A 20,749-nucleotide genomic window follows, 5' to 3' on the forward strand; every position below is an offset into this window, starting at 1 on the left:
AGTACGGAATAGGATATTGTCGCTGCGGCGTTCTATACTATGCATTCTGTCGTGTTGTCCTCAGGAATAGAAGCGAGGACTTTCGAAAGGTCAAATATTGGTTCGATCAACTCATGCTTCGGCGATTATGCGTGCAAGCATAAAAAGCTTCCTGCCAGATTTAAGCGATATTTGCAATGAGAAGAGAATCGGCTGTGGGAAATCGCAAACCAAGCTTCGATGCGCTTTGCAAGTCGACGCGATCTGGGGCGGTCCGGCTCAGGAGCCAGCTCGAAAAAAAACGGGATTGAGGTTTCCCGCCCGGATAGGGGGATGCAGTGTTGCCACGGAGGTACAGATTAAAACCGGTCCATCCATCCTGGGACTAAATATCCAGGACCTGTAAATGTGTAATCACTCAAGCGACGATTCATGTGATCTTATCGGTCAGACGCTAATTTTTCATAGCGTTTGATGACACGTTCGCGTTTGAGGCGCGAGAGTCTTTGTATCCAGAAAAGACCATCGAGCTGGTCGATTTCATGCTGATGACAGATCGCGAGGAAACCATCAGCCTTCTCGATATGGACAGACCCGTCGAGATCTTGATAGCGCACATGGATTTCAGCGCAGCGTTCCACGATTTCGGTCACGCCGGGCATGGAGACGCTGCCTTCCTGGTGCCGGATCTTTGTATCCGAGGACCAAATGATTTCCGGATTTACGTAAAGACGTGTTTGGTTGGGCGTGAGTTCGAGGGCAACGAGGCGCGCCGGAACACCGATATGGGGCGCGGTAATGCCGATGCCGTGGGCGGCGTGCAGGCTCTCGACCAGATCATCCGCGAGGGTTCGGAGTGTCTCATCGAAATGTTCGACCTTTTGAGCCGCCATGCTGAGGCGTGGGTCGGGAAATCGTATGACTGGGCGCACCGCCATGGCTCTCATCCTTGCCGTAATGACCGTGCCCGGGTCATAGAAGCAAGGATGAACGATTTCCAGTCCGCAAAATTCAATAGCCGCGCACGCTATCGACAGGGTCACGCAAGGGCTCGCCGCGGCGATAGCGGGCAATATTATCGGCGAATTTCGCGATCAGCTCCGTGTCGGCTTGATCGGTCATCATCGAAATATGGGGGGTCAGCCGGATGCGGGGATGGGTGTAGAAGGGATGGCCTTCGGGCAGGGGTTCGGGGTCGGTTACATCAAGGCTTGCGAGGCCTATTCTGCCGTCATCAAGGGCTTCGAGTAGGGCTTTGTCGTCGATCAGGGAACCGCGCGCGACATTGATCAGATGCAAGCCTTGTTTGGCCTTGGCCAAAGCCGCATGATTGATGAGATGGTCGGTCTGCGGCGTTGCCGGGGCGACCAGAACCGCGAAATCGGCCCGCGCGAAAACCTCTCCCGCATCAGCGGCACGTTCGACACCTTCAATATCGAAGGGCTTATCGGTGCGGCGCGTGGCGACGACATGAAAACCGAGTGCCAAGGCTAGTTCTGCAATCCTTTGGCCGATCGCGCCGAAGCCCACGAGACCCAGGGTCGTACCCGCAAGACGGCGACCGACGATATTGGTAGGGATGCTGCCCTTGGGCAGGCCGGCAATGTCGCGCGTCGTTTTCTTCTTATCCTTCCATTCTTGCGGGTTCGTGACCCACAGTTCGGGAAGATGGCGCGCAGAGGCAAAAATTGTCGCCAGCACGAATTCCGCGATCGGTTGCGCCGAGGGACCGCGCGCGCAGGTGACGGTTGGGCCGTTGAAAATCCAGCGTGGATAGCCATCGATGCCGGCTGAAATTAATTGAATCCAGCGAATGGAGCCTGGCCAGCTCTTGGGGACGACAGTCCAGGACCGGGCCACCGAGCCATGGGTCGGGGCGGCGAAGACGACCTCCGCATCGGTCGCGCGTTCATCGAGTGGTCCAGGCGGCACGTCGATGAAGGTCAGGCCTTCAACCTCTCGGGCGATCCGGGCATTGAGCTCAGCCCCTAATTGACTGGCGACCAGAAGCGGCCGCACCTTGCTGTTCACGATCTGGTTCATGCTTCACCCTTTCGATCGGTGTCCCGGCTGCTCGCGTCAGGCGACCTCTCGCAAAGCCCGGCTGGCAAAGGCATCACGGCCGGCGCTGGTTAGAATGACATCGTTTTGTGGCGTGTGAATGCGGCTGCACAGGACATCACGATAATGACGCTCGAGTGGATTCGAACGGGTCAGGCCAGGGTTGCCGGACAGTTCCAGCGCATGTTCCACGGCCTCGATGGCGTTTTTCGTGACGATATATTTGGTGAAATTGCAGTCCCTGACGGAAGGGTAATCGCCCCGGTCGGTAGCTTCGGCGATCTTTTGCAGGATGATCGCATTGCTGAATAAAAGCGCGTCGATGACGCCGGCGGCCTCCTGGAAGCGTGACAGGCTTGCGAGCGGCGCTCCGAGATTGGCGGGCACGCGTTCATTGGCGAACTCAGCAAACCAGTCGCGGGCGCCTTGCGCGACGCCATCATAAAGGGAGGCGACGAGGACCGTCATCCAGGCCATTTGATCGGGATCAAAACCGCGCGCCCAAGCTGCCGGCGGGCGCAGATCGACGGCATGGTCGAGGGGAATGAGAACATCCTCGAAAATGACTTCGTGGCTGCCGCTCGCGCGCATGCCGAGATGATCCCAGCTTTCGATGATTTTGACGCCGGGCGTGTCGCGATGGACGAGGAACGGGCCGACACTCGGATTGTCGTCATCGGTGCGGCCCCAGACGGAAAGCCAGGTCAAGGCAGGAATGCCGGTCGAATAGAGCTTATGGCCTGAAAGGCGCCAGCCTTCCGGCGTCCGGCGGGCGATCGTATTGGGCAGGCCGCCGCGAGCCGGGGTGCCGAGCTCGGGCTCGACGCGCAGGGAATTGATAAGAGCGCCATTCTCCACCGCATCGCGCTGGACGCGCTCGCGCAAAGAAGCGGGCCAGCGATCATCGCGGGCAAGATGAATATGATGGACATATTGCATGACGAGGACAAGCGCGGTCGAAGGGTCGCCTTGGCCGATCGCTCGGATGATCCTGGCCGCCAGAGATAAAGTGACCTCGCCACCGCCGAAGGCCGAGGGGACGCCGCCGCCGAAAATTTTGGGGACAGTCAGGCCGAGAAGACCCAGCTCACGCAGGCGAGCAATATTTTCAAAGGCGAAAGAGGCCTGACGGTCGTGTTCCGCCGCGCGCCCGGAAAATTCCGCCGTCAGGGAAGCGAGGATGGGATCGAGATCGGAGATCGCGGAAAGAGGAGACGCAAGGTCGGGGGAAGAGTGCGTCATGCAGTTTATTTCTCCGTTATGTGGGTCTCGACGAGGACCGGATTGAAACTGCGGTCCCATAATGCGGCCACTTGGACAGGCTTGGGAATGAGCCCTGCGGCGTAAAACACGTCGGCGACATCCTGCTGTGAACGAATGGCTGCGTCATCGACCGGGCCGATCTGCCAGGGCGCGCTTTGATTGCGCAATTCTTCCAGGATGAAGTCCTGGGGTAAGCCCAAAGCTTTAGCCTCGATCGGCGCCCAGACTTCGTGGTGTGTATTGAGCCAGCCGAAGGAGCGCTTCCATTGGACCAGGAATTCGGCGATTTCGGCATGCCGGACGGGATCGGCGATGGCGTCGACATGAGCGGCGATCGTGTAATTGCCTGATAGATAGCCGAGCGCGGTTTTCAAAATACGCGCGCCTTCATTATGGACCGCCAGCGAGACCGAATAGCCGTAGATCGCCCAGGCATCCAGCGCGCCGCGCGTGAAGGCCGCCTGCCCATCGGCGGGAGAGAGGTTGACGAGCGTGATATCATTGAAGCTCAAGCCGGCTTCGGCTAGCATTTTGAGCAGGAAATAATGGCATGTCGTGGAGCGGACATAACCGACGCGCTTGCCTTTCAAATCGGCTATCGAAGCAATCTTCGACTCGCGCGGGACCAGCACGACCTGTTGATTGACATCACCCTTTATGACCGCGATGAGCCGGAATTTCGGATCGGCATTGGCGATGAAGATCGGCGGAATCTCACTCATCGCGCCTATATCGAGCGCATTGGCGTTCAAGGCTTCGGCGGCCAATTTGCCACTGCCAAATTCCGAATAGGCGATGGGATGGGACGGCGGGGTCACACCGGAGGAAGCAAAGAGAAGTTCAGGATCAAAACGGCCCTTGGAGCGGGCAACCCGCAAAGGCTTTTCCCCGCTTGCCAAGGCGAGGCCAGGACCGAGCGCGGAGGCTCCCAATGCGGTTGTCGCGGCGGCTCCTTGCAGCAGAAGGCGTCGGCTGAGACCAGTGCTTATCACGGGCAAGATTTTCGACATCGGCGGCTCCTGAAGGTACGGCGATGGTGTGAACCGCCGCTTGGCAGTCGAGCTCGCGCGCCTTGGTCTAGGTAGGGCGCGAATATATCTATATACATTATAGATTTTATAATCTAGTATCGGGAAGCAAACCGAGAGAATATTTCGTAATTTTCAAGCCGATGGTTGGAAAAGCTCAAGCATGCGCCTGACAAATCTCGACATGGATCTGTTGCGGACCCTATCCGTGGCCAGCGAACTCGGAGGACTGGGGCGCGCCGCCGAACGTCTCGGGCGCTCGCCTTCTGCCATCAGCCTGCAGATGCACAAGCTGGAGGAACAGGTCGGCAAGACCTTGTTCCGTAAACAAGGTCGCGGCATTTCTTTGACCGATGCCGGTGATCTCCTGCTCGGCTATGCGCGACGAATCCTGGCCCTGAACGACGAGGCCTTGGCCGCCACGCGGGGTGTCGGCGTCGAGGGGATCGTGCGGCTTGGCGTGCCTTTCGACCTCACTTCGGAATGGCTGCCGAAAGTGCTGGCGCGTTTCAGCGAAGCTTATCCGAGGGTCCATATCGAATTGCGGACCGATCGCAGCGTGGAGCTTTTGCAGCTTTATAATCAGGATCTTCTGGATCTGACTTTAGCCTTTGGGCCGGTCGAGCGGCCCGGCGCCTCCTTCGTGGCCGAAGTGCCGGTGCGCTGGATCGGCAGCACCGGATTTCGCCTCGACAAAAACCAGGACGTGCCCTTGATTCTGCTCGATCCGCCATGCTGGTTCCGGCAAACTGGTATTGACGCGCTCGATCGCCACCAGACCGCCTGGCGTCTCGCCTTCACGAGCCCGAGCCTTGCAGGCCTGTGGGCGGCGACAGAGGCCGGGCTTGGCATTACCGTGCGCACGCCGCTGGGCATGCCGCGCTCCTTGAGCGCGCTTGATCCTGATCATGGTCTGCCCGATCTGCCCCGCGTCTCTATCGTCCTTTACAATAGTGCCAGGCGCTATCCGCATCTGACATCGTTTCTGGAAACGATCCTTGTCGAAACCCTGGAATCGGCTTTGCCGAGCGGCAGTCTGCAGACCGTCGCCTCGCGCTCGATGTGTATCCCCCCGGCACGGGGTAAAACCTCGCTGGCTCTGTCTTCGAATTGATACGTTGTATTCAACCGCGCATACGATGTTGAAAACGGAAGTGTGTCCTCGTGATCCCTTGATTAGTGGGCTCGATCCCGCTTTCTCCGGATTGGGGCTCTCGGCTTTCAGGGTGATGGTAGATCATCGCGTGTCATCTGAAGCGATAGACGCGTTGAAACGGGTATCGAATGACAGGGCCGCATCGAGCCGTTTGGGAATGATGCCGGCACCGAAATAGACGTCGGCGGTTTTCTGTTGTTCATTGGTGATCGCGCCGTCGATCAGCTCCGGGGTTGCATTCATCCGCTTGAGGGCAAGGAGGGCGACTTCGACCGGAAAGCCGGTTTCCTTCGACCAGACCTCGGCGTAATCTTGTAAATGCGTCTTTGCCCAGCGGTGAGCACGCGATAGGCGATGAATGAAATCCGCGAGCTGCGTGGCATTGCTCGCGATGGCCTTGTCGGACGCGACGAGATAGCCGAGCCCGCTCAAAAAGCCTTTGCCGCCGTCGATGATGATGTGGGACCCGTCCTGGATTTCCGTCAGAGCCGTATAAGGCTCCCAGGTTGCCCAGGCCTCGACAGAGCCCGATTTCAGGGCGGCGCGGGAATCGGCGGGGCTGAGAAAGACCGGTTTCACGTCTTGCGGCGAAAGGGTCGCGGCGTCGAGTGTCTTGACCAGGATGTAATGGCCGATCGAACCGCGTCCGGTCGCTATGCTTTTCCCCTTGAGATCGGCGGGCGCGTGAATGGCGGAATTGGCGCTGGCGACAATCGCTGTATTGCTGCCATCCGAACGATAGGCATAGACGGCCTTGATGGGGGCGGCGGCGGCCGCGGCGAAAACGAAGGGACCATCGCCGACACCGCCGGCATCGATGGCACCCGTCCGCAAAGCCTCGAGCAATGGCGCCGCCGCTGGAAAAACCAGCCATTCGATCCGATAGGGCAAGTCGCCGAGAACATTGGCGGCCGCCATGAGGGCGTGCAGACCGCCTTTCTGATCGCCGATCCGCAAAACGCTATCGGCATTCGTTGCCTGATCGGCGGCCAAGGGTGTGACCGTGAACAGGAACACGCTCAAAAATGAAAGGATCAGAGGGAGACGACGAGCCATGCGGGATGCAATCGTGTGATGACCGGGACTATGTGTCTGCGATGGGAAAAGCGCCCGCTGGAAAAGCAGGCGCCAAGAGACAAGCGAAAAAAACCGGCGCTCGTGTGGGGCCGAGCGCCGGTGCGAGAGATCAGGGAGCAGGTGCTGGAGCCGGCGTCGACGCGGCCGGGCTTGGCGTTGCGGCACCCGGAGCCTCGGAGACAAGCGCGACCTTGGTGTATCCTGCCGAATTGATGAGGCCCATGACCTCGATCACTTTGCCATAGGCGATGGCCTTGTCACCGCGCACATGAATGCGCCGGTCCTTGCTCTCGGCATTCTGTCCGAGCACATAGATGAGTTCCTCGGGCGCGACTTCCGCTTGATCAACGAAGAACTTGCCTGCCGCGTCGATGCTGACGGCGATGGGTGGCTTTTGTTCGTTCAGCGGCTTGGTCTGCGCCTTTGGCAGATCGACGGGCACACCGGTCGCCATCAAGGGCGCTGCGACCATGAACACAATGAGGAGCACGAGCATCACGTCGACCAACGGCGTGACATTCATATCGCTCATGGGGGCGGCTTCGCCCCCATCGGCTTTAGGCGACGCGAAGGCCACTGCGCTCTCCTTTCTTGGACAATTGTCGGGACAATTCGATCTCGAACACGTTGATGAAGGCGGACAGCTTCTTGCTGTATTTGCTGATGTCCGTGCCGATGCGGTTGTAGAAGACGACCGCCGGGATGGCAGCGACGAGGCCGAGAGCGGTGGCGAAGAGCGCCTCGGCGATACCGGGGGCCACGACCGACAGGCTGGTATTGTTGGAAGCAGCGATGCCCTGGAAGGAATTCATGATGCCCCAGACCGTGCCAAACAGTCCGACGAAGGGCGCGACGGCGCCAATCGTGGCAAGGCCAGGCAATTGGCTCTGCAATTGATCGATGGCGTGGGAACTCGCGAGATGCGCGACACGATGTATGCGCTCCTGCAAGCTATCGCGCTGGCCATCGGTGTAGATGAGATCGGCGGAACGCGCATGTTCCTCGATCATGGCCTTGTAGACACTCACGAAAGGATCATTGGCGGGAGCCTTGTCGAAGCTCTCGGCGAGCGTTGCGACCGGCAGGCCTTCCTGCACGCTTTTCAGCAATTTGGCGGCGCGTTTCTGCAACACGCTCAAACGGATCAATTTGTTGAAAATGACCACCCAGCCCCAGGCGGATGCGAGGACCAGCAGGATCATCACTGTTTTGACGACGCTGTCGGCCTGTAAAAACAATTCAACCGGTGACAGGACATGAGCGGCGGCGGGCGCCGCTCCGGAAACTGGATCACTCATCGATCAACCTCTTCGAAGTGGGAGAAACAGGACTATTCACGGAGCCAACAGGGTTTGGTCGGATCTGCGAGAGAAGAAAGCGCCGTTTCGACGGGCCTGTGGGGACTCTTCTCCGCTCGACCAAGCGGGTCTGACCGGCTTCAATGGAGGCGATAGGCAATAGCGCCGGAGAGAGAGACGGGCCGGTTGACACCGGGCGGCGGCGGGAAAGGCGCAGCGCGGGCAAGGGCATCCGAAGCGGCGGCGTCGAAGGCCGGATTGCCGGACGATGTAATGCTTTTTGAAATGAGCTGGCCCGTGGGGCTGATGACGATGCGATAGGGAACACGGCCACTGGCGCCAGCCGCCAAGGCGGCGCGGGGATAATTATTGCCGGCCGATCTGGCGATACGCGCCTGGACGAGATTGGCATAGCCGGAGGGAATGGCGCCCGCTGGGATGGGGCCGCCGGCGCCGGCCCCACCGGCTGGTACACCGGGATGACCGCCAGCGGTGGCGGCCTTTGGCGCGGCGGCTTTCGGTGGCGGCGGCTTTTTCTCGACCTTCTTGACGGGAGGCTTCGGCTGTACGGGCTTGGGTGGCTCGACGGGGGCGACGGGTTCCGGCTCGACGGCGGGCGGCGGCGCCAGATCCTGTGTCGGCGGTGTCGGTTCCTCGACGGGCGGCGGCTCTTCGACTGGGGGCTGTTCAGGCTGCTGCTCGGCCGCGGGGGCTTGTTCCCCGGCGGGTGCGGCAGGTTCGATCACCAATTCCAACGGCTCTTCGGGAGGCACTTCCACCGGCTTGGCGGTATAGGTCACGACCGCGGCCAGAGCCAGGGCATAGACCAGAAGGACGAGGCCGGTGGTGCGATAGGACGGCTTTTGCGGCTCAGGGAGCAAAAGCCCTTGCGCGCCGCCTTCAGGCTGAAACAGACCATTCGCCTGATCAGAATAGGTGGGAAAATTTGGAGCGAGAGCAGCCGTCATGGTGGTTCAAACCCACGAAAAGTTCCATTATTAATACACTATATTACTAGAAATATAAAACAAGTGGATTTATTGCAATGCAATAGTCCAGAATCCTCATCAATTCATCAACCATGCGAATGGGATGGCCTATTAAGCTTTGTTTTTCAATGGAGTAGAGAGTCATTATGGCATGGCGCCGCGTGATCGTGGTGAAATTGGGCGTTTAGGGACCGGGCCGGTCTCGCCGAGTTCGAGCGCGAGCTGATCATCGAACGCACCCGCACCGGCCTCGGCTTGCGCGCGGACGGCATGGCGGACGACCGTTCAAGATGACGCCCGCCAAGCTCAACCTTGCGCAAGCGGTGGGGTAAGCCCAAGGTCGCCGAGCTTTGCGCCAAGCGCGGCATCCCCCAACAGACGCTTTACCGGCACGTCACGCCGGACGGGCAACTCTGACCGATGGCGAGAAGCTGTTCTCGCGTCTGAGCCTCCGATTCTCCGCAATCCGGCATCATCGCCGTTGCGATCAGTTCGGCATCCTCGATGGTAATCTCGAACAATCCGAACCGGAAGCGGTAGCCCCAATTCCTGTCCCCGTGTGTGAACGCCAGCCGGTCGAGCAGCGGCCTGATCGGTGCGTCACGCGACGAAGACCATCGAACCTCACGTCGCCATGGCTTGAACCCGGTTGTCATTTCGACCTGATAGGGCATTCCCTCGCAGACAGTGCCGATAGCGGTGAAAGCCTGGAGGCGGTCCTTGCACCCGAAGCGTATCATCGGTGAATAGTAAATGATCCGATCGCCAGGAGCGACCCGTCGGAGGGACGCGGCCTTCCCGTGGCAGACCTGCATGATGCCGAGCGTTCGACCGAGCGCGACATGCTCGGCCGAGGCGACGGCAATCCAATGGCGCGCCGGGGCGCTCACATCTTCTCCGCGGCAGCATAGACGCGCAGGCGGTGTCCATCGGGATCGAGCGCGACGAAGCTGCGTCCAAAATCGAGATCGGTCGGCGGGAAGGCGATTGTCGCGCCCTTGGCCAGCCAATTGGCATGGGTGTTGTCGATTTCCTCCGCACCTTTCACTTTAAAGCCGATTTCGCTGCCGCCACCCCCCGCGACCGGGGCTGGTTGCACATCCGCCTTGCCCCACAGCCCCAGTGCCAGTCCCGATGGCAGGATGAAGAGCGCGAAGGTTTGACTCGCCTCGACTGGCTCTATGCCGAACAGTTCGGCATAGAAGCGCGCACTTGCCGGTGCGTCCGCGACATAGAGGAGAAGAATATTGGTGTCGTTCATATGATGCTCCGATCCAGGAGTGGATAGAGCGGATGCTACACAGGCATGCTGTCAGTTTTCGGCAGCAGGATACGGATCAGTCCAATCCTTTCGTTATTCCCTCCGTCTCACGCCATTCCTTCAACAGAGCTTGCCGCCGCTTAGGATAACGTGCCTCGACCGGTGTAACGGAGACGATCCGGTCGGTTCGAAAATGGCGGAAGCCTCGACGTAATTCGCACCACCCGAGCAGTACGCGTACAGAATCAAAGAAGGCGAGCGCGAACGGCCACACGATGCGCTCCGACGCCGCGCCGGTGCCGTCGCGATAGGCGAGCACCAACTTGCGTTCGGTGCGAATCGCCTTGCGTAGCAATGCCAGATTGACGTTATCGGTAGGGATACATGCGCCGGGGCCGACCAGCAGCGCCGATGCATCGAGGTCATCGCGAAGGTCGGCTGGCAACACCTCGGCGATCCGCGTTAGCGCGCTTCGCGCGGCCTCGCGCAGCCGGTCATCTGCTCGATCGGCCACCCAACGTGAACCGAGTACCAGCGCCTCGATCTCCTCCGACGTGAACATCAGTGGCGGCAGCAGGAAGCCCGGCTTCAGGATATAGCCGATGCCAGGCTCGCCCTCGATCCCGGCCCCCAGTGCCTGCAGGCTGGCGATATCCCGATAGAGCGTGCGGATGCTGACGCCGATCTCATCGGCCAGCACCTTCCCGCTGACAGGTCGGCGATACCCGCGCAAGGCGTGCAGAAGATCGAAAAGCCGTTCAGAGCGTGACATGTGGCATTCGTATAGACAGGCCTTGCTGCCAGATAGTGGCAGTGGCAGCTACCACACCCTGCACGATGCGTCACGCAGCCCCTTAAACCAAATAAGAAACATGCGGACTTGAGGGATGCTATAGGAAGGGCACGAATGGTGCCGTTTTTTCGACACTCCATGCAGATGCAGACACAGGTGACGGGAATGACCTTGGACGCCAATCCAAATGCCGCGCAGATCGAATTTTGGAATGGGTTGGCGGGAGAGAAATGGAGCCTTTATCAGGCCCTGCTTGATGCGGCCTTTGCGCCTTTGACACAGGCTTTGATCGAAGCTGCTCATCTTTCGGGCGATGAAACAATTTATGAAATTGGCTGCGGTTGCGGTGATCTTTCTTTGGCGCTCGCCGCCAAACTGCGGGCCCAGGGCAAAGTCATCGCGCTCGATATTTCAAAGCCCATGCTCGCTCGCGCCGTTGAGCGGACCCAGGAGGCGGGCGCCACGGAAGCCCAAAAGCTCCAATTCATTGCCGCCGATGCCATGACTTATCGGTTTGAGCCCCTTGCCGATCTCGTGACGTCACGCTTTGGCGTGATGTTTTTCGCCGATCCGCTGGCCGCGTTTAAAAACATTCGGCTTGGCCTTAAGCCGCAAGGACGGCTGGCTATACTCTGCTGGTGCCCTCTTGAGGAAAACCCCTGGGTCAAACAGCTTTACGATTCCGTTATTGATCTCGCACCCCCTTTGCCCGCAGATCTTGCGGCGAAATGCGCGATGCCCTCTCCGGATGTTCCGGGTCCTTACGCCTTCTCTGATCCCAAGCTTGTCTGCGACCTGCTGACCAAGGCTGGTTTCACCCATGTCAGAGCAACCCGCGTTGCGGAATTGCTGCCGCTTGGAGAAGCTCCAGCGCAAGCGGAGGATCCAATTCAAGCAGCCGTTGAAGCGGCCTTGCCTCTCGTTGTGAATACCGGACCTGTCGCAGCCTTGATGCGGGAGGCCGATGCCCAGCTTCGAGCCGAGATTAAAGCTCGGTTGCGCTCAACCCTTGCAACTTGTGTGAGTGCGGGAAAGATCGAGCTCGGCGGTGCCTGCTGGCTCTATGAGGCCGATAATGCGAAGCAGGCATAAGAGCCTCCGCCCTAAATCCTGGCGCAGGCTCGATGGCCAAAGCCCTCTGCCAGAGCCTGTCGCCAGGATATTCCTTCAAGGGCGGTCTTAAACATCGCCGTTTGAAGCAAAGCCCCGTCAGCAAAATGCAATCATAACTCTTATTTTTTCTGGCAATTCGGGTGGGCACATATGGCACGCCAAAAAATAAACTATAATAAAATCAATACTATAATTTGTATTCTGTTTGCCAGCGGGCATACATGCGGGGCTTTTCTTGATGTCATTACTTAACCGGCAGCATCAAATGTTCATAAGGGGTACCGGGCCACATCACATAAGGCTTATTCGGATCGGCTTTGGGATCACGCGGATAGGCCTGCATCATGTCCTTTGCTGCCGCCCCGACGATCATGACGTGGGGACCGGTCGTGATCCAATAATTATCGGCTGTCTTGCCTGTGGCGAAGGGGTCGGTATTGCTGGCGCCTTCATCGCCATGAAGCATGTAGATGAAACCGATTTTTTGGGGCGCTGGCCCTTTGGCCATCAGGGCCTTTAACCATTCCATGCCGGCTTCATCGGCACAGGTCGGCGCCTTCATGACCTCCAAGCAGGTCCACCCGTTGGTCCCTTCCCGGACGGGTTTCATGTCTCCATCCAAGATCGTCGCATTCTTGACGACCGCCGGAGGGGCGCCGGTATTCAATCTTTGTATGAGCTCCGCATTGTTCGTCTTGGCGTGTTCCGCATAGGTCGCGGAATTGATCGCCAGAAGAGTTGAACCGGCGGCTAGACAGGCAAGCATGATTTTCATTCTGTTCCTCCCTCGAATAGCTCGAATATTATCATTCGACCCGTATCGGTTTGGCGGGCAAACCGTGGCACCAATAGAAGTCGTGTCATGGAACGGCGGGGGAACAGTGAAAAGCGCGATCGGTTCCTGTAAAAGCGATGAACAGTTCAATTGTGAATGAATGCATCGGACGTTCGATTTGAATCGTGCCCGATGCTGAAGAATGTTGAAAGGGTGATCCGCTCTTGAGTCCGGGCTTACCGAGGCGCCAGGGCTTCCATCAAGGCTTCGTCCGCATCGAGACTGGCATTGGGTGTCGTGAGCAGAACATTGCCGGAGAAAATCGAATTGGCGCCGGCGACCATGCACAGAATCTGCGCCTCGCGGCTCAGCGAAGAACGTCCGGCCGATAGCCTGATCCGGGAGTCTGGCATGACCAGCCGCGCCGTGGCGATCATGCGCACGATTTCAAGCGGATCGAGTTTTTGCCGGTCGCCGAGGGGTGTCCCGGCCACGGGAACCAGGGCATTGATCGGTACGCTTTCCGGATGGGGATCGAAACCGGCGAGAATGGCAAGAAGCGCGACGCGGTCCTCGACCGTCTCGCCCATGCCGATAATGCCTCCGCAACAGAGGGCAATGCCTTCGCCCCGGACCGCCTCGAGCGTGGCAAGCCGCTCGTCATAAGTATGGGTGGTGACGATCTGGGGATAGAATTCAGGGCTGGTGTCCAGATTGTGGTTATAAGCGGTGAGGCCAGCCTGTTTCAGCCGTTGCGCTTGGGACTGGTTCAGCATCCCCAAGGTCACGCAAGCTTCCATGCCGAGCGCGCGGACGCCCTCGACCATTTCCAAGACCGCGTCGAACGCCGCGCCATCACGCACCTGCCGCCAGGCCGCGCCCATGCAGAAACGATCGGCGCCATTGTCGCGCGCTTGCGCTGCGACAGCGAGCACGTCGCTGGGCGACATCATCTCGACCCGATCGAGATGCACTTCATCGCGCCGGGCGGACTGGGAACAATAGCCACAATCCTCAGAACAGCCGCCGGTCTTGATGCTGAGCAGGCTCGCTTTCTGCAGATCGTTGGGATCATGATAGAGCGCATGGATCTGGCTCGCCCGGGCGATCAATTCGAGCAAGGGAAGATCATAAAGGGCCTTGATCTCGTGCCGGCTCCAATCATGCCGGACCGGACTGACGACAAAGGGTGCGTTCATAAAAGCCTCGGGCAATGCGACGGGGGCAAAGGAGAATGGTCTAAGACAAATCGGAGCCCCAATCCGTCAAGATGGGGTGGGGTCATCCGCAGGGATAGAGCAGGCAACGGGGCGCCGCAATTAGCCGCGAGGTTGAGGTAGGGCCGCCGTGGACGGACGCGGTTTCGGGTCGGATTTCAATAATTTCTTTATCGCGCTCGACGTGATGATCTCGCCGGTCTTGACGAAAGCCTCGTGGTTTTTCTCGATATCGTCGAGATCGTAAAGGTAATTGACCATCAGCCCCGCGCCCTCGCTCAGGCTTCTCGGGGAACGGTCGCCGAGCCAGCGAATTTGCTCGAGCCTTGCCCCGTTGCCAAGATGAAAACGGGCGACCGGATCGCGTGGACGGCCATCAGGGCGCTTGATCTTGAGAAAATAATAGGCCGCCAGGGGTTCAATGACCTTTTGGAGCTGTTCGGCTTCTTCCGGCTTCTCCGTCCAATTCGGTTCCTTGAGGCTCGGCAGAATGGCGCGCTGTTCCTCTGTGAGGGGCAGGTTTTCGGCCGTTTGCAGCCATTGCATGAAGCCGGGAACAGGCGAGAGCGTCACGAATGTGGTGAGATTCGGCAATTCCCGGCGAAGCTCCTCGACCACCTGCTTGATGAGAAAATTGCCGAAACTAATGCCAGCAAGACCCCTTTGGCAGGTCGAAATGGAATAAAAGACGGCGGTGCGCGCCTTTTCGAGCGGAACCACAGTCCGATCCTCCGCCAGCAACGGGCCGATGGCGGCGGGCATTTTCTCCGTCAAGGCGACTTCGACGAAAATCAAGGGCTCGTCGATCAAAGCTGGATGGAAAAAGCCATAGCAGCGCCGGTCCAGTGAATCGATGCGGCGGCGCAAATCCGCCCAATCATGGATCGCATGGACGGCCTCGTAGCGGATGATTTTCTCGAGCACGATAGCGGGGGTCGACCAGTCGATCCGGTGCAACACCAAAAAGCCGCGATTGAACCAAACGGCGAGCAGATGCGCGAGATCGCGATCGACGGGCGTGAGATGTTTGTTCTGGGGCAGGAGAGTGATGAGATCCGCCCGCATGCCGACCAGGGCATGCGTGCCGCCAGGGGCGCGATTGAGGCGCCGGAACAGCTCCTGCCGCACGGATTCTGAATAATAATGCAGGTCTCCGGCATCGGCGTGCTGCGGATCCGCGAGCCATGCCTTGGCGGCTTTGGTCAACCGTTCTCGGTTGGGGCCGAATTTCTCAGCGAAAGCAGTGAATAAGGCGATTCGTTCCGCCTCGTCGAGGCTGAGATAGCGTTCAAGGATTTCGGCGGCCTGGGCAAGACCGGAGGCCTCGCCCCGTTCAGACAGCAAGGCTTCACAGAGTTCGATCAGGCTTTTGGCATTGTGTTCGGGGTCGATCGCAGTCAGGCGACGGGCAAGAAGATCGCGGCCCCGCTCCGTGATGGACGCGACCAGATCGAAAAACGAAGTGCTGTTCATCCTTGCGCCTTTATATCACGTTTGACTTTGCCGTGGTTTCTCCGTCCAGGCAAGTCTCCCCTCCGCTTGCGAGAAGCTTGCGTCCCCTCAGGGGGATGATTCGTGCTCAATCGCTTACTGAAACAAAAGGAGAATTCGAATGCGGCGTCAATCTGACACTAAAATCAGTGGAAGCATTGTTGTCCGGTCTCTATAAGCTTCTTCATTGGCCTTGTTCAGGTTTGGCTGGGATCATTCGCCCGTTATACCAAAGGTCGTAAAGAACGACCTTGGTTCCTTTCTTGAATTTTCGCTTTTTCAAAGCGATAGCGAAAACTCAAGAGCGGTCCAACGGTCATTTATTATGACCGTTGGATTACATGGGGCTTTAACGCCCGCTCGTCGTTCCGTCCCCTGCGAGACGTTCACCCTCCATGCTCCCGCTCACTCTATCCTCTTTCGATCTTACGAGTTTCATAGAGACCCTCGATGGTCTCCGCGGCCTGGCGCTTGACCCTGCAAGCTGGATCGCCGTCATCACCTTGATCGCCATGGAAATCGTCCTGGGGATCGATAATCTGGTTTTTGTTGCTTTATTATCCGGCCGCTTGCCGCCGCCCCAAAGCGGGCGGGCGCGGCGCATCGGCATCGCGCTTTCGCTCGTCATGCGCATTTTGCTGCTGAGCATGGCAGCGTTTATCGTCCATCTCGTCGATCCGGTCCTTACTCTTGCCGGCAAAACCTTTTCCTGGCGGGATCTGATCCTGCTCGCCGGAGGGCTCTTCCTCGTCTACAAGGCGACGAAGGAGATCCGTGATACGGTCGATCCCGAGGACGCGCCGGCAGAGCTTATGCGCAAGCAAAGTTTCGGCATGGTGGTCTTGCAGATCATTCTGCTCGACATCGTCTTCTCGATTGACAGTATCATTACCGCTGTCGGCATGACCGAACATGTGCCGATCATGATCATCGCCGTCATCATCGCCGTGCTGGCCATGTTGCTGGCCGCCGATCCGCTCGCCAATTTCATTCATCGCAATCCTTCGATCGTCATTCTGGCGCTGGGTTTTCTTCTGCTGATCGGCACAACCCTGATCGCCGATGGGTTTGGTTTTCATTTCCCCAGGGGCTATGTTTATGCGGCCATGGGTTTTGCGGCTCTGATCGAGGGCTTGAACATGATTGCGCGCCGGCGCAGAAAGCCGCAGGCATGATGTGTTTTGCACGGCCATGCGGGCCGCAGGTGGATAGCGTCGCTCGGCAATGACAGGGCCTTCGAACGCATGAATCGTCTGATCGCTGATGTGTTGATTCCGGTCGCGGTCGATATTGCTTATTCCTATGCGGTCCCCGAGCATCTCGGCGTCGCGCCGGGCGATTTCGTCGTCGTGCCGCTCGGCAGGCGCCAGGCCGAGGGGATCGTCTGGGACTTGCGCCGGGGCGCCGCCGACAACCTCAAATTGATTCAGGCACGCCTTGATCTGCCGCCTCTGGCAGAGGATCTGCGCCGCTTCATCGACTGGGTGGCGCGCTGGACCTTGAGCCCACGCGGCATGGTGTTGCGCATGGCGATCCGCACGCCCTTGCAGGCGCCGCCGGAGCCGCCGCGCCTCGGAGTCATGCGGGCGGGCGTTTTGCCGGCCCGTATGACACCGGCCCGTCACCGTGTTCTCGAGGCTCTTGGGGATGGACTCGTTCTCGCCCGAAAGGAACTGGCTAAGAAGGCGGCCTGTTCCCCCAATGTCATCGATGGTCTGATCGATGAGGGGACCCTGGCGACGACGGTTTTGGTGGACGAACCGGATAGCGTCCGCGAGGGGATTTCCCATGGTCCCACTCTGGAACCGGACCAGGCGGCCGCAGCGGTGGAACTCACCAATCAGGTGCGGCGGCAGACTTTCACTGTCACCCTGCTTGAAGGCGTGACCGGTTCCGGCAAGACGGAAGTTTATTTCGAGGCCGTCGCCTCGGCCCTCGAAACCGGCGGGCACGCTTTGATCCTCCTGCCCGAAATCGCGCTCACAGCGCAATTTCTCGATCGTTTTACAACGCGCTTCGGCGAGCGCCCTGGAGAGTGGCATTCCGCCGTTGGTCCGCGTCGCCGGGCCCGAACCTGGCGGGCCGTGGCCGAGGGGCGGATCAAGGTCGTGGTGGGTGCCCGTTCAGCCTTGTTTCTCCCCTTCAGGGATTTGCGTCTGATTGTCGTGGATGAGGAACATGATAGCGCCTATAAACAGGAAGATGGCGTCCCCTATCATGCCCGCGATATGGCCGTGGTGCGGGGCCAGCTTTCCAAGTCCGCGGTGATCCTGGCCTCGGCGACGCCTTCGATCGAGACGCGGGTCAATGCGGAGCAGGGCCGCTATGGGCATCTGCGGCTGCATGCACGCCATGGTGGCCGTGTTCTGCCTGCTCTTTCCGCCATCGATCTGCGCAAAGCCGGTCCGTCGCCGGGCAAATGGATTTCCCCGCGCCTTGCGCAGGCGATGACTGAAACCCTTGCGCGAGGCGAGCAGAGTCTGCTTTTTCTCAATCGGCGTGGCTATGCGCCGCTGACGCTTTGCCGGCTCTGCGGCCATCGTTTCCAATGTCCCCATTGCACGGCATGGCTCGTCGAACATCGGTTCCGCAAGGCGCTCGTTTGTCATCATTGTGGCCATATTGAACCCGTGCCGGAGGCTTGTCCGGCCTGCGGCGGTCTGCATCATTTGACCGCCTGCGGTCCCGGAATTGAAAGAGTGGCCGAGGAAGCCGCCGAGCTTTTTCCCAATGCCCGAACCCTTGTTCTCTCCTCGGATCTGCCCGGCGGCACGGCGCGTATGCGGGACGAACTCGAAGCTGTCGCGCAAGGTGCTTGCGATATTGTCATTGGCACGCAATTGGTGGCCAAGGGACATAATTTTCCGCTTCTGTCGCTCGTCGGTGTCGTGGATGCGGATATCAGTCTTGCCAATGGCGATCCGCGCGCTTCCGAGCGGACGTTTCAGATCTTGCGCCAGGTCACCGGGCGCGCCGGCCGTTTCGAGACGCAGGGCCAAGCCCTGATCCAGACCTGGCAGCCGGAGCATCCGGTCATCGCGGCTCTGCTCTCAGGCGATGCCGAGCGGTTCTATGCCGAGGAAACAGAGCAACGCCGGCGTGGCGGCTTGCCGCCCTTTCGTCGGCTGGCCGCTTTGATCATCTCGGCCAAGGAGGCCGCCGTCGCCGAACGTCACGCCCGCGCTTTGGTCCAGGCGGCTCATGCGATGCCACCCAACCCCGCCTATCTGTTGGCACGAGGGGCGCCGGGACCGGACGCCGACGGCATCGTCCTATTGGGACCGGCGCCGGCGCCGATCACGGTCATTCGTGCCCGTCATCGCTTCCGCCTGTTGATCAAGGCGCCGCGTGGCGCCGATCTGCAGGGGTTTATCCGCGCGGTCCTCGCCGCCGCTCCGCCGCCGCGCGGTGATCTCCGTGTCAGTGTCGATATCGATCCGCAAAGCTTTCTCTGACTTTGTTGGATCGGCCAGTTCCTTGCATCCGCAAGCCTGAACCTAGTGAGGCGGCGGCATGACCAAAATGACTTTCATTACCTTCGATGGCACCTCCATACCGGTCGAGGCCGAGAATGGTGAAATCCTCATGCGCGTCGGCCAGCGCTGTGAAATCCCCGGCATTTTGGGCGAATGCGGCGGCACCTGCAGTTGCGGTTCCTGTCATGTCTATATCGATGAGAGCTGGCGCGATCGTGTGCCGCCGGTCAAGGAGCTGGAGCAGATGATGATCGACAGCCTGATGACCAAACAGGATAATAGCCGTTTGACCTGCATGATCCTCGTGGCGCCCGAGCTTGATGGGTTGATCCTCCATTTGCCGAATCCCAATCTGTGAATTTGATAGTCCAGATGATCGCGTGGTTGCTTGGCGAATGTATGCGTGAGTGACCAGCCCACGGAATGTCCGTGCTGATAAGGTTGCCAGCCATTCCGCGGCGGTCGAAGCCTTGTCTCCACAAAGGAAGGCGCTGAGTGCGCGGCGCTCGTCAGGCGCGATCAAAGCGCCAGTCAGGCCGCATGCTCTTGATGATCATCATCTCGGTGAGATTCTGGCGCGTGAGAAGACCGACGAGGACCCCGTCGGGATTGGTGACGACCAGATCTGCAGCTTGCGGTACGAGGAGCCGGTCGAGCACGGCCTCGAGCGGGGTGGTGCTCTGCACAGTCTCGACTGGGACGCGCATGAATGTGTTGATGGCCGCCTCGCGACTGTGGTCGTTCAGGGCCAAAAGTATGTCCTCCCGCACGAGGAGGCCAACTGGCCTCCCGAAAGCGTCGATGACCGGGAATTCGTGCTGCGCAGTCGCGAGCAGCATTTCGATCGCCGCTGCTAAGTTCGCGTTGATCGGGATTGCATTGAAGCGCGTCTCCATTGCGTCGGCCACGGAAAGCCCGTGCGTCGCTTCGTGGAACGCCGTCATCTGCGCTTCTCCCTCAGCCGCCATATAAACAAAGATCGCTATGAAGATCAGGAGCGGATTACCGAAGAGGCCAAGAAAGCCAAGCGCGAAGGCGAATGCCTTCCCGATGGAAGCAGCAAGCTGTGTCGCTCTCGCTTTGCCGAGTTTCATGGTGAGGAGTGCACGCAGGATGCGACCACCATCCATCGGGAAAGCGGGGATCAAGTTGAAGACGACAAGGAAAATATTGACGGCGGCGAGCCGCGCAAGAAGCGAGATGTGTGGATTGTCGATCTGCGCCAAATGCTCGGGATGAATCGAGCCAAGAAGGAGATAAAGGAGGAAGGCGATGACGATGTTGACTGTAGGTCCTGCGATCGCGACCGCGAATTCCTGCGCAGGCTTTTCCGGCATGCGCGGCATCAACGACACTCCCCCAATGGGCAGCAGGATCACGTCGGGTGTCTCGATCCCGAAGCGACGCGCCATGAGGATGTGGCCGAATTCGTGGAGAACGACGCAGCCGAAGAGAAGCGCGACGAAGAGCACGCTGTCGCGGGCGGCGGGAGCCCCTCCCTTTAGCCAGGCGCTGACGCCGATCCAGGCAACCAGGAGAAAAAAGGTTAGATGCACCCGCAGAGTTGTTGCGCCGAAGCGGCCGATCGTCAGGGACCAGGACATGGGACTTCCTCCGGCGCAATTCCAAGTTGGAAATCATGCTTCGCGGCCCACAGCGCCCATTCGGAGGTAAAATCCTGGACGACCGGCCAGCGGCGGTGCAGGTCCTCCTGTTGGCCTATGACGTCGCGGCTTGGGTGACGTTCATGCCGCGATCTTATGACCGGCGAA

At 59.3% G+C, this 20,749-nt stretch carries 20 protein-coding genes; 5 read left to right on the top strand and 15 right to left on the bottom strand.

Annotated features, from left to right (window positions below):
* Positions 1-419: 419 nt before the first annotated feature.
* The 4 genes from BIND_RS02655 to BIND_RS02670 all read right to left on the bottom strand — a co-directional run bounded on the left by BIND_RS02655 (position 420) and on the right by BIND_RS02670 (position 4,313).
* Positions 420-917 carry a peptide deformylase gene (locus BIND_RS02655; RefSeq protein WP_012383531.1) on the bottom strand — a complete coding sequence of 166 codons (498 nt, stop codon included), beginning with the start codon at positions 915-917 and terminating at the stop codon, positions 420-422.
* Between the two features lie 73 nt (positions 918-990).
* A complete protein-coding gene (locus BIND_RS02660) occupies positions 991-2,022 on the bottom strand; it encodes a D-isomer specific 2-hydroxyacid dehydrogenase family protein (RefSeq protein ID WP_012383532.1) in 1,032 nt (343 codons plus the stop codon).
* A 36-nt stretch (positions 2,023-2,058) separates the two neighbouring features.
* Positions 2,059-3,282: an acyl-CoA dehydrogenase family protein gene (locus BIND_RS02665; protein WP_012383533.1), complete on the bottom strand. Its 1,224-nt coding sequence runs from the start codon at positions 3,280-3,282 to the stop codon at positions 2,059-2,061.
* A 5-nt stretch (positions 3,283-3,287) separates the two neighbouring features.
* Positions 3,288-4,313 carry an ABC transporter substrate-binding protein gene (locus tag BIND_RS02670; RefSeq protein ID WP_012383534.1) on the bottom strand — a complete coding sequence of 342 codons (1,026 nt, stop codon included), beginning with the start codon at positions 4,311-4,313 and terminating at the stop codon, positions 3,288-3,290.
* Between the two features lie 181 nt (positions 4,314-4,494).
* Between BIND_RS02670 and BIND_RS02675 the strand changes: the two genes are divergently transcribed.
* Positions 4,495-5,445 (top strand): LysR substrate-binding domain-containing protein, encoded by a 951-nt coding sequence (locus tag BIND_RS02675; RefSeq protein ID WP_012383535.1) that lies wholly within the window; start codon positions 4,495-4,497, stop codon positions 5,443-5,445.
* Between the two features lie 123 nt (positions 5,446-5,568).
* On the opposite strand, the gene BIND_RS02680 is transcribed toward BIND_RS02675, so the two are convergent.
* From BIND_RS02680 to BIND_RS02710, 7 genes are all read right to left on the bottom strand, one after another.
* On the bottom strand, positions 5,569-6,543 hold the full coding sequence (locus tag BIND_RS02680) for an ABC transporter substrate-binding protein (protein ID WP_012383536.1): 975 nt from the start codon (positions 6,541-6,543) through the stop codon (positions 5,569-5,571).
* Positions 6,544-6,673: 130 nt separating this feature from the next.
* On the bottom strand, positions 6,674-7,141 hold the full coding sequence (gene tolR, locus BIND_RS02685) for a protein TolR (protein WP_012383537.1): 468 nt from the start codon (positions 7,139-7,141) through the stop codon (positions 6,674-6,676).
* On the bottom strand, positions 7,122-7,862 hold the full coding sequence (locus tag BIND_RS02690; protein ID WP_012383538.1) for a MotA/TolQ/ExbB proton channel family protein: 741 nt from the start codon (positions 7,860-7,862) through the stop codon (positions 7,122-7,124). Before BIND_RS02690 ends, tolR begins: the two co-directional genes overlap by 20 nt.
* Before the next feature lie 140 nt (positions 7,863-8,002).
* Positions 8,003-8,830, bottom strand: coding sequence for a TonB family protein (locus tag BIND_RS02695; protein ID WP_012383539.1), 828 nt, complete (start codon positions 8,828-8,830; stop codon positions 8,003-8,005).
* 404 nt (positions 8,831-9,234) lie between these two features.
* Entirely contained in the window at positions 9,235-9,741 is a 507-nt protein-coding gene (locus tag BIND_RS02700) for an EVE domain-containing protein (RefSeq protein ID WP_012383540.1), read from the bottom strand.
* Positions 9,738-10,112 (bottom strand): VOC family protein, encoded by a 375-nt coding sequence (locus tag BIND_RS02705; protein ID WP_012383541.1) that lies wholly within the window; start codon positions 10,110-10,112, stop codon positions 9,738-9,740. The genes BIND_RS02700 and BIND_RS02705 overlap by 4 nt, the downstream gene beginning before the upstream one ends.
* A 76-nt stretch (positions 10,113-10,188) precedes the next feature.
* The gene (locus BIND_RS02710) at positions 10,189-10,884 is read right to left on the bottom strand and encodes a helix-turn-helix transcriptional regulator (RefSeq protein WP_012383542.1); all 696 of its coding nucleotides are present in this window, start codon (positions 10,882-10,884) and stop codon (positions 10,189-10,191) included.
* A 135-nt stretch (positions 10,885-11,019) separates the two neighbouring features.
* Here BIND_RS02710 and BIND_RS02715 point away from each other — a divergent pair, with 135 nt between their 5' ends.
* Positions 11,020-11,997: a class I SAM-dependent methyltransferase gene (locus BIND_RS02715; protein ID WP_012383543.1), complete on the top strand. Its 978-nt coding sequence runs from the start codon at positions 11,020-11,022 to the stop codon at positions 11,995-11,997.
* A gap of 265 nt (positions 11,998-12,262) precedes the next feature.
* Here BIND_RS02715 and BIND_RS02720 read toward each other — a convergent pair whose 3' ends face one another.
* The 3 genes from BIND_RS02720 to BIND_RS02730 form a co-directional block, all read right to left on the bottom strand.
* On the bottom strand, positions 12,263-12,793 hold the full coding sequence (locus BIND_RS02720) for a hypothetical protein (RefSeq protein ID WP_012383544.1): 531 nt from the start codon (positions 12,791-12,793) through the stop codon (positions 12,263-12,265).
* Between the two features lie 236 nt (positions 12,794-13,029).
* Entirely contained in the window at positions 13,030-13,992 is a 963-nt protein-coding gene (gene bioB, locus BIND_RS02725; protein WP_012383545.1) for a biotin synthase BioB, read from the bottom strand.
* A 120-nt stretch (positions 13,993-14,112) separates the two neighbouring features.
* Positions 14,113-15,483, bottom strand: coding sequence for a malonyl-CoA decarboxylase (locus BIND_RS02730; RefSeq protein ID WP_012383546.1), 1,371 nt, complete (start codon positions 15,481-15,483; stop codon positions 14,113-14,115).
* 413 nt (positions 15,484-15,896) lie between these two features.
* Here BIND_RS02730 and BIND_RS02735 point away from each other — a divergent pair, with 413 nt between their 5' ends.
* The 3 genes from BIND_RS02735 (at position 15,897) to BIND_RS02745 (ending at position 19,335) form a co-directional block, all read left to right on the top strand.
* On the top strand, positions 15,897-16,676 hold the full coding sequence (locus tag BIND_RS02735; protein WP_012383547.1) for a TerC family protein: 780 nt from the start codon (positions 15,897-15,899) through the stop codon (positions 16,674-16,676).
* 69 nt (positions 16,677-16,745) lie between these two features.
* Positions 16,746-18,956 carry a primosomal protein N' gene (locus BIND_RS02740; protein ID WP_012383548.1) on the top strand — a complete coding sequence of 737 codons (2,211 nt, stop codon included), beginning with the start codon at positions 16,746-16,748 and terminating at the stop codon, positions 18,954-18,956.
* 58 nt (positions 18,957-19,014) lie between these two features.
* Positions 19,015-19,335 (top strand): 2Fe-2S iron-sulfur cluster-binding protein, encoded by a 321-nt coding sequence (locus BIND_RS02745; RefSeq protein ID WP_012383549.1) that lies wholly within the window; start codon positions 19,015-19,017, stop codon positions 19,333-19,335.
* Between the two features lie 151 nt (positions 19,336-19,486).
* Here the strand turns inward: BIND_RS02745 and BIND_RS02750 are convergent, their stop codons facing one another.
* Positions 19,487-20,581, bottom strand: a complete 1,095-nt coding sequence (locus BIND_RS02750; RefSeq protein ID WP_012383550.1) for a site-2 protease family protein — start codon at positions 20,579-20,581, stop codon at positions 19,487-19,489.
* Between the last annotated feature and the right edge of the window lie 168 nt (positions 20,582-20,749).

Source organism: Beijerinckia indica subsp. indica ATCC 9039 (assembly GCF_000019845.1).
In the GTDB taxonomy this organism is placed as follows: domain Bacteria; phylum Pseudomonadota; class Alphaproteobacteria; order Rhizobiales; family Beijerinckiaceae; genus Beijerinckia; species Beijerinckia indica.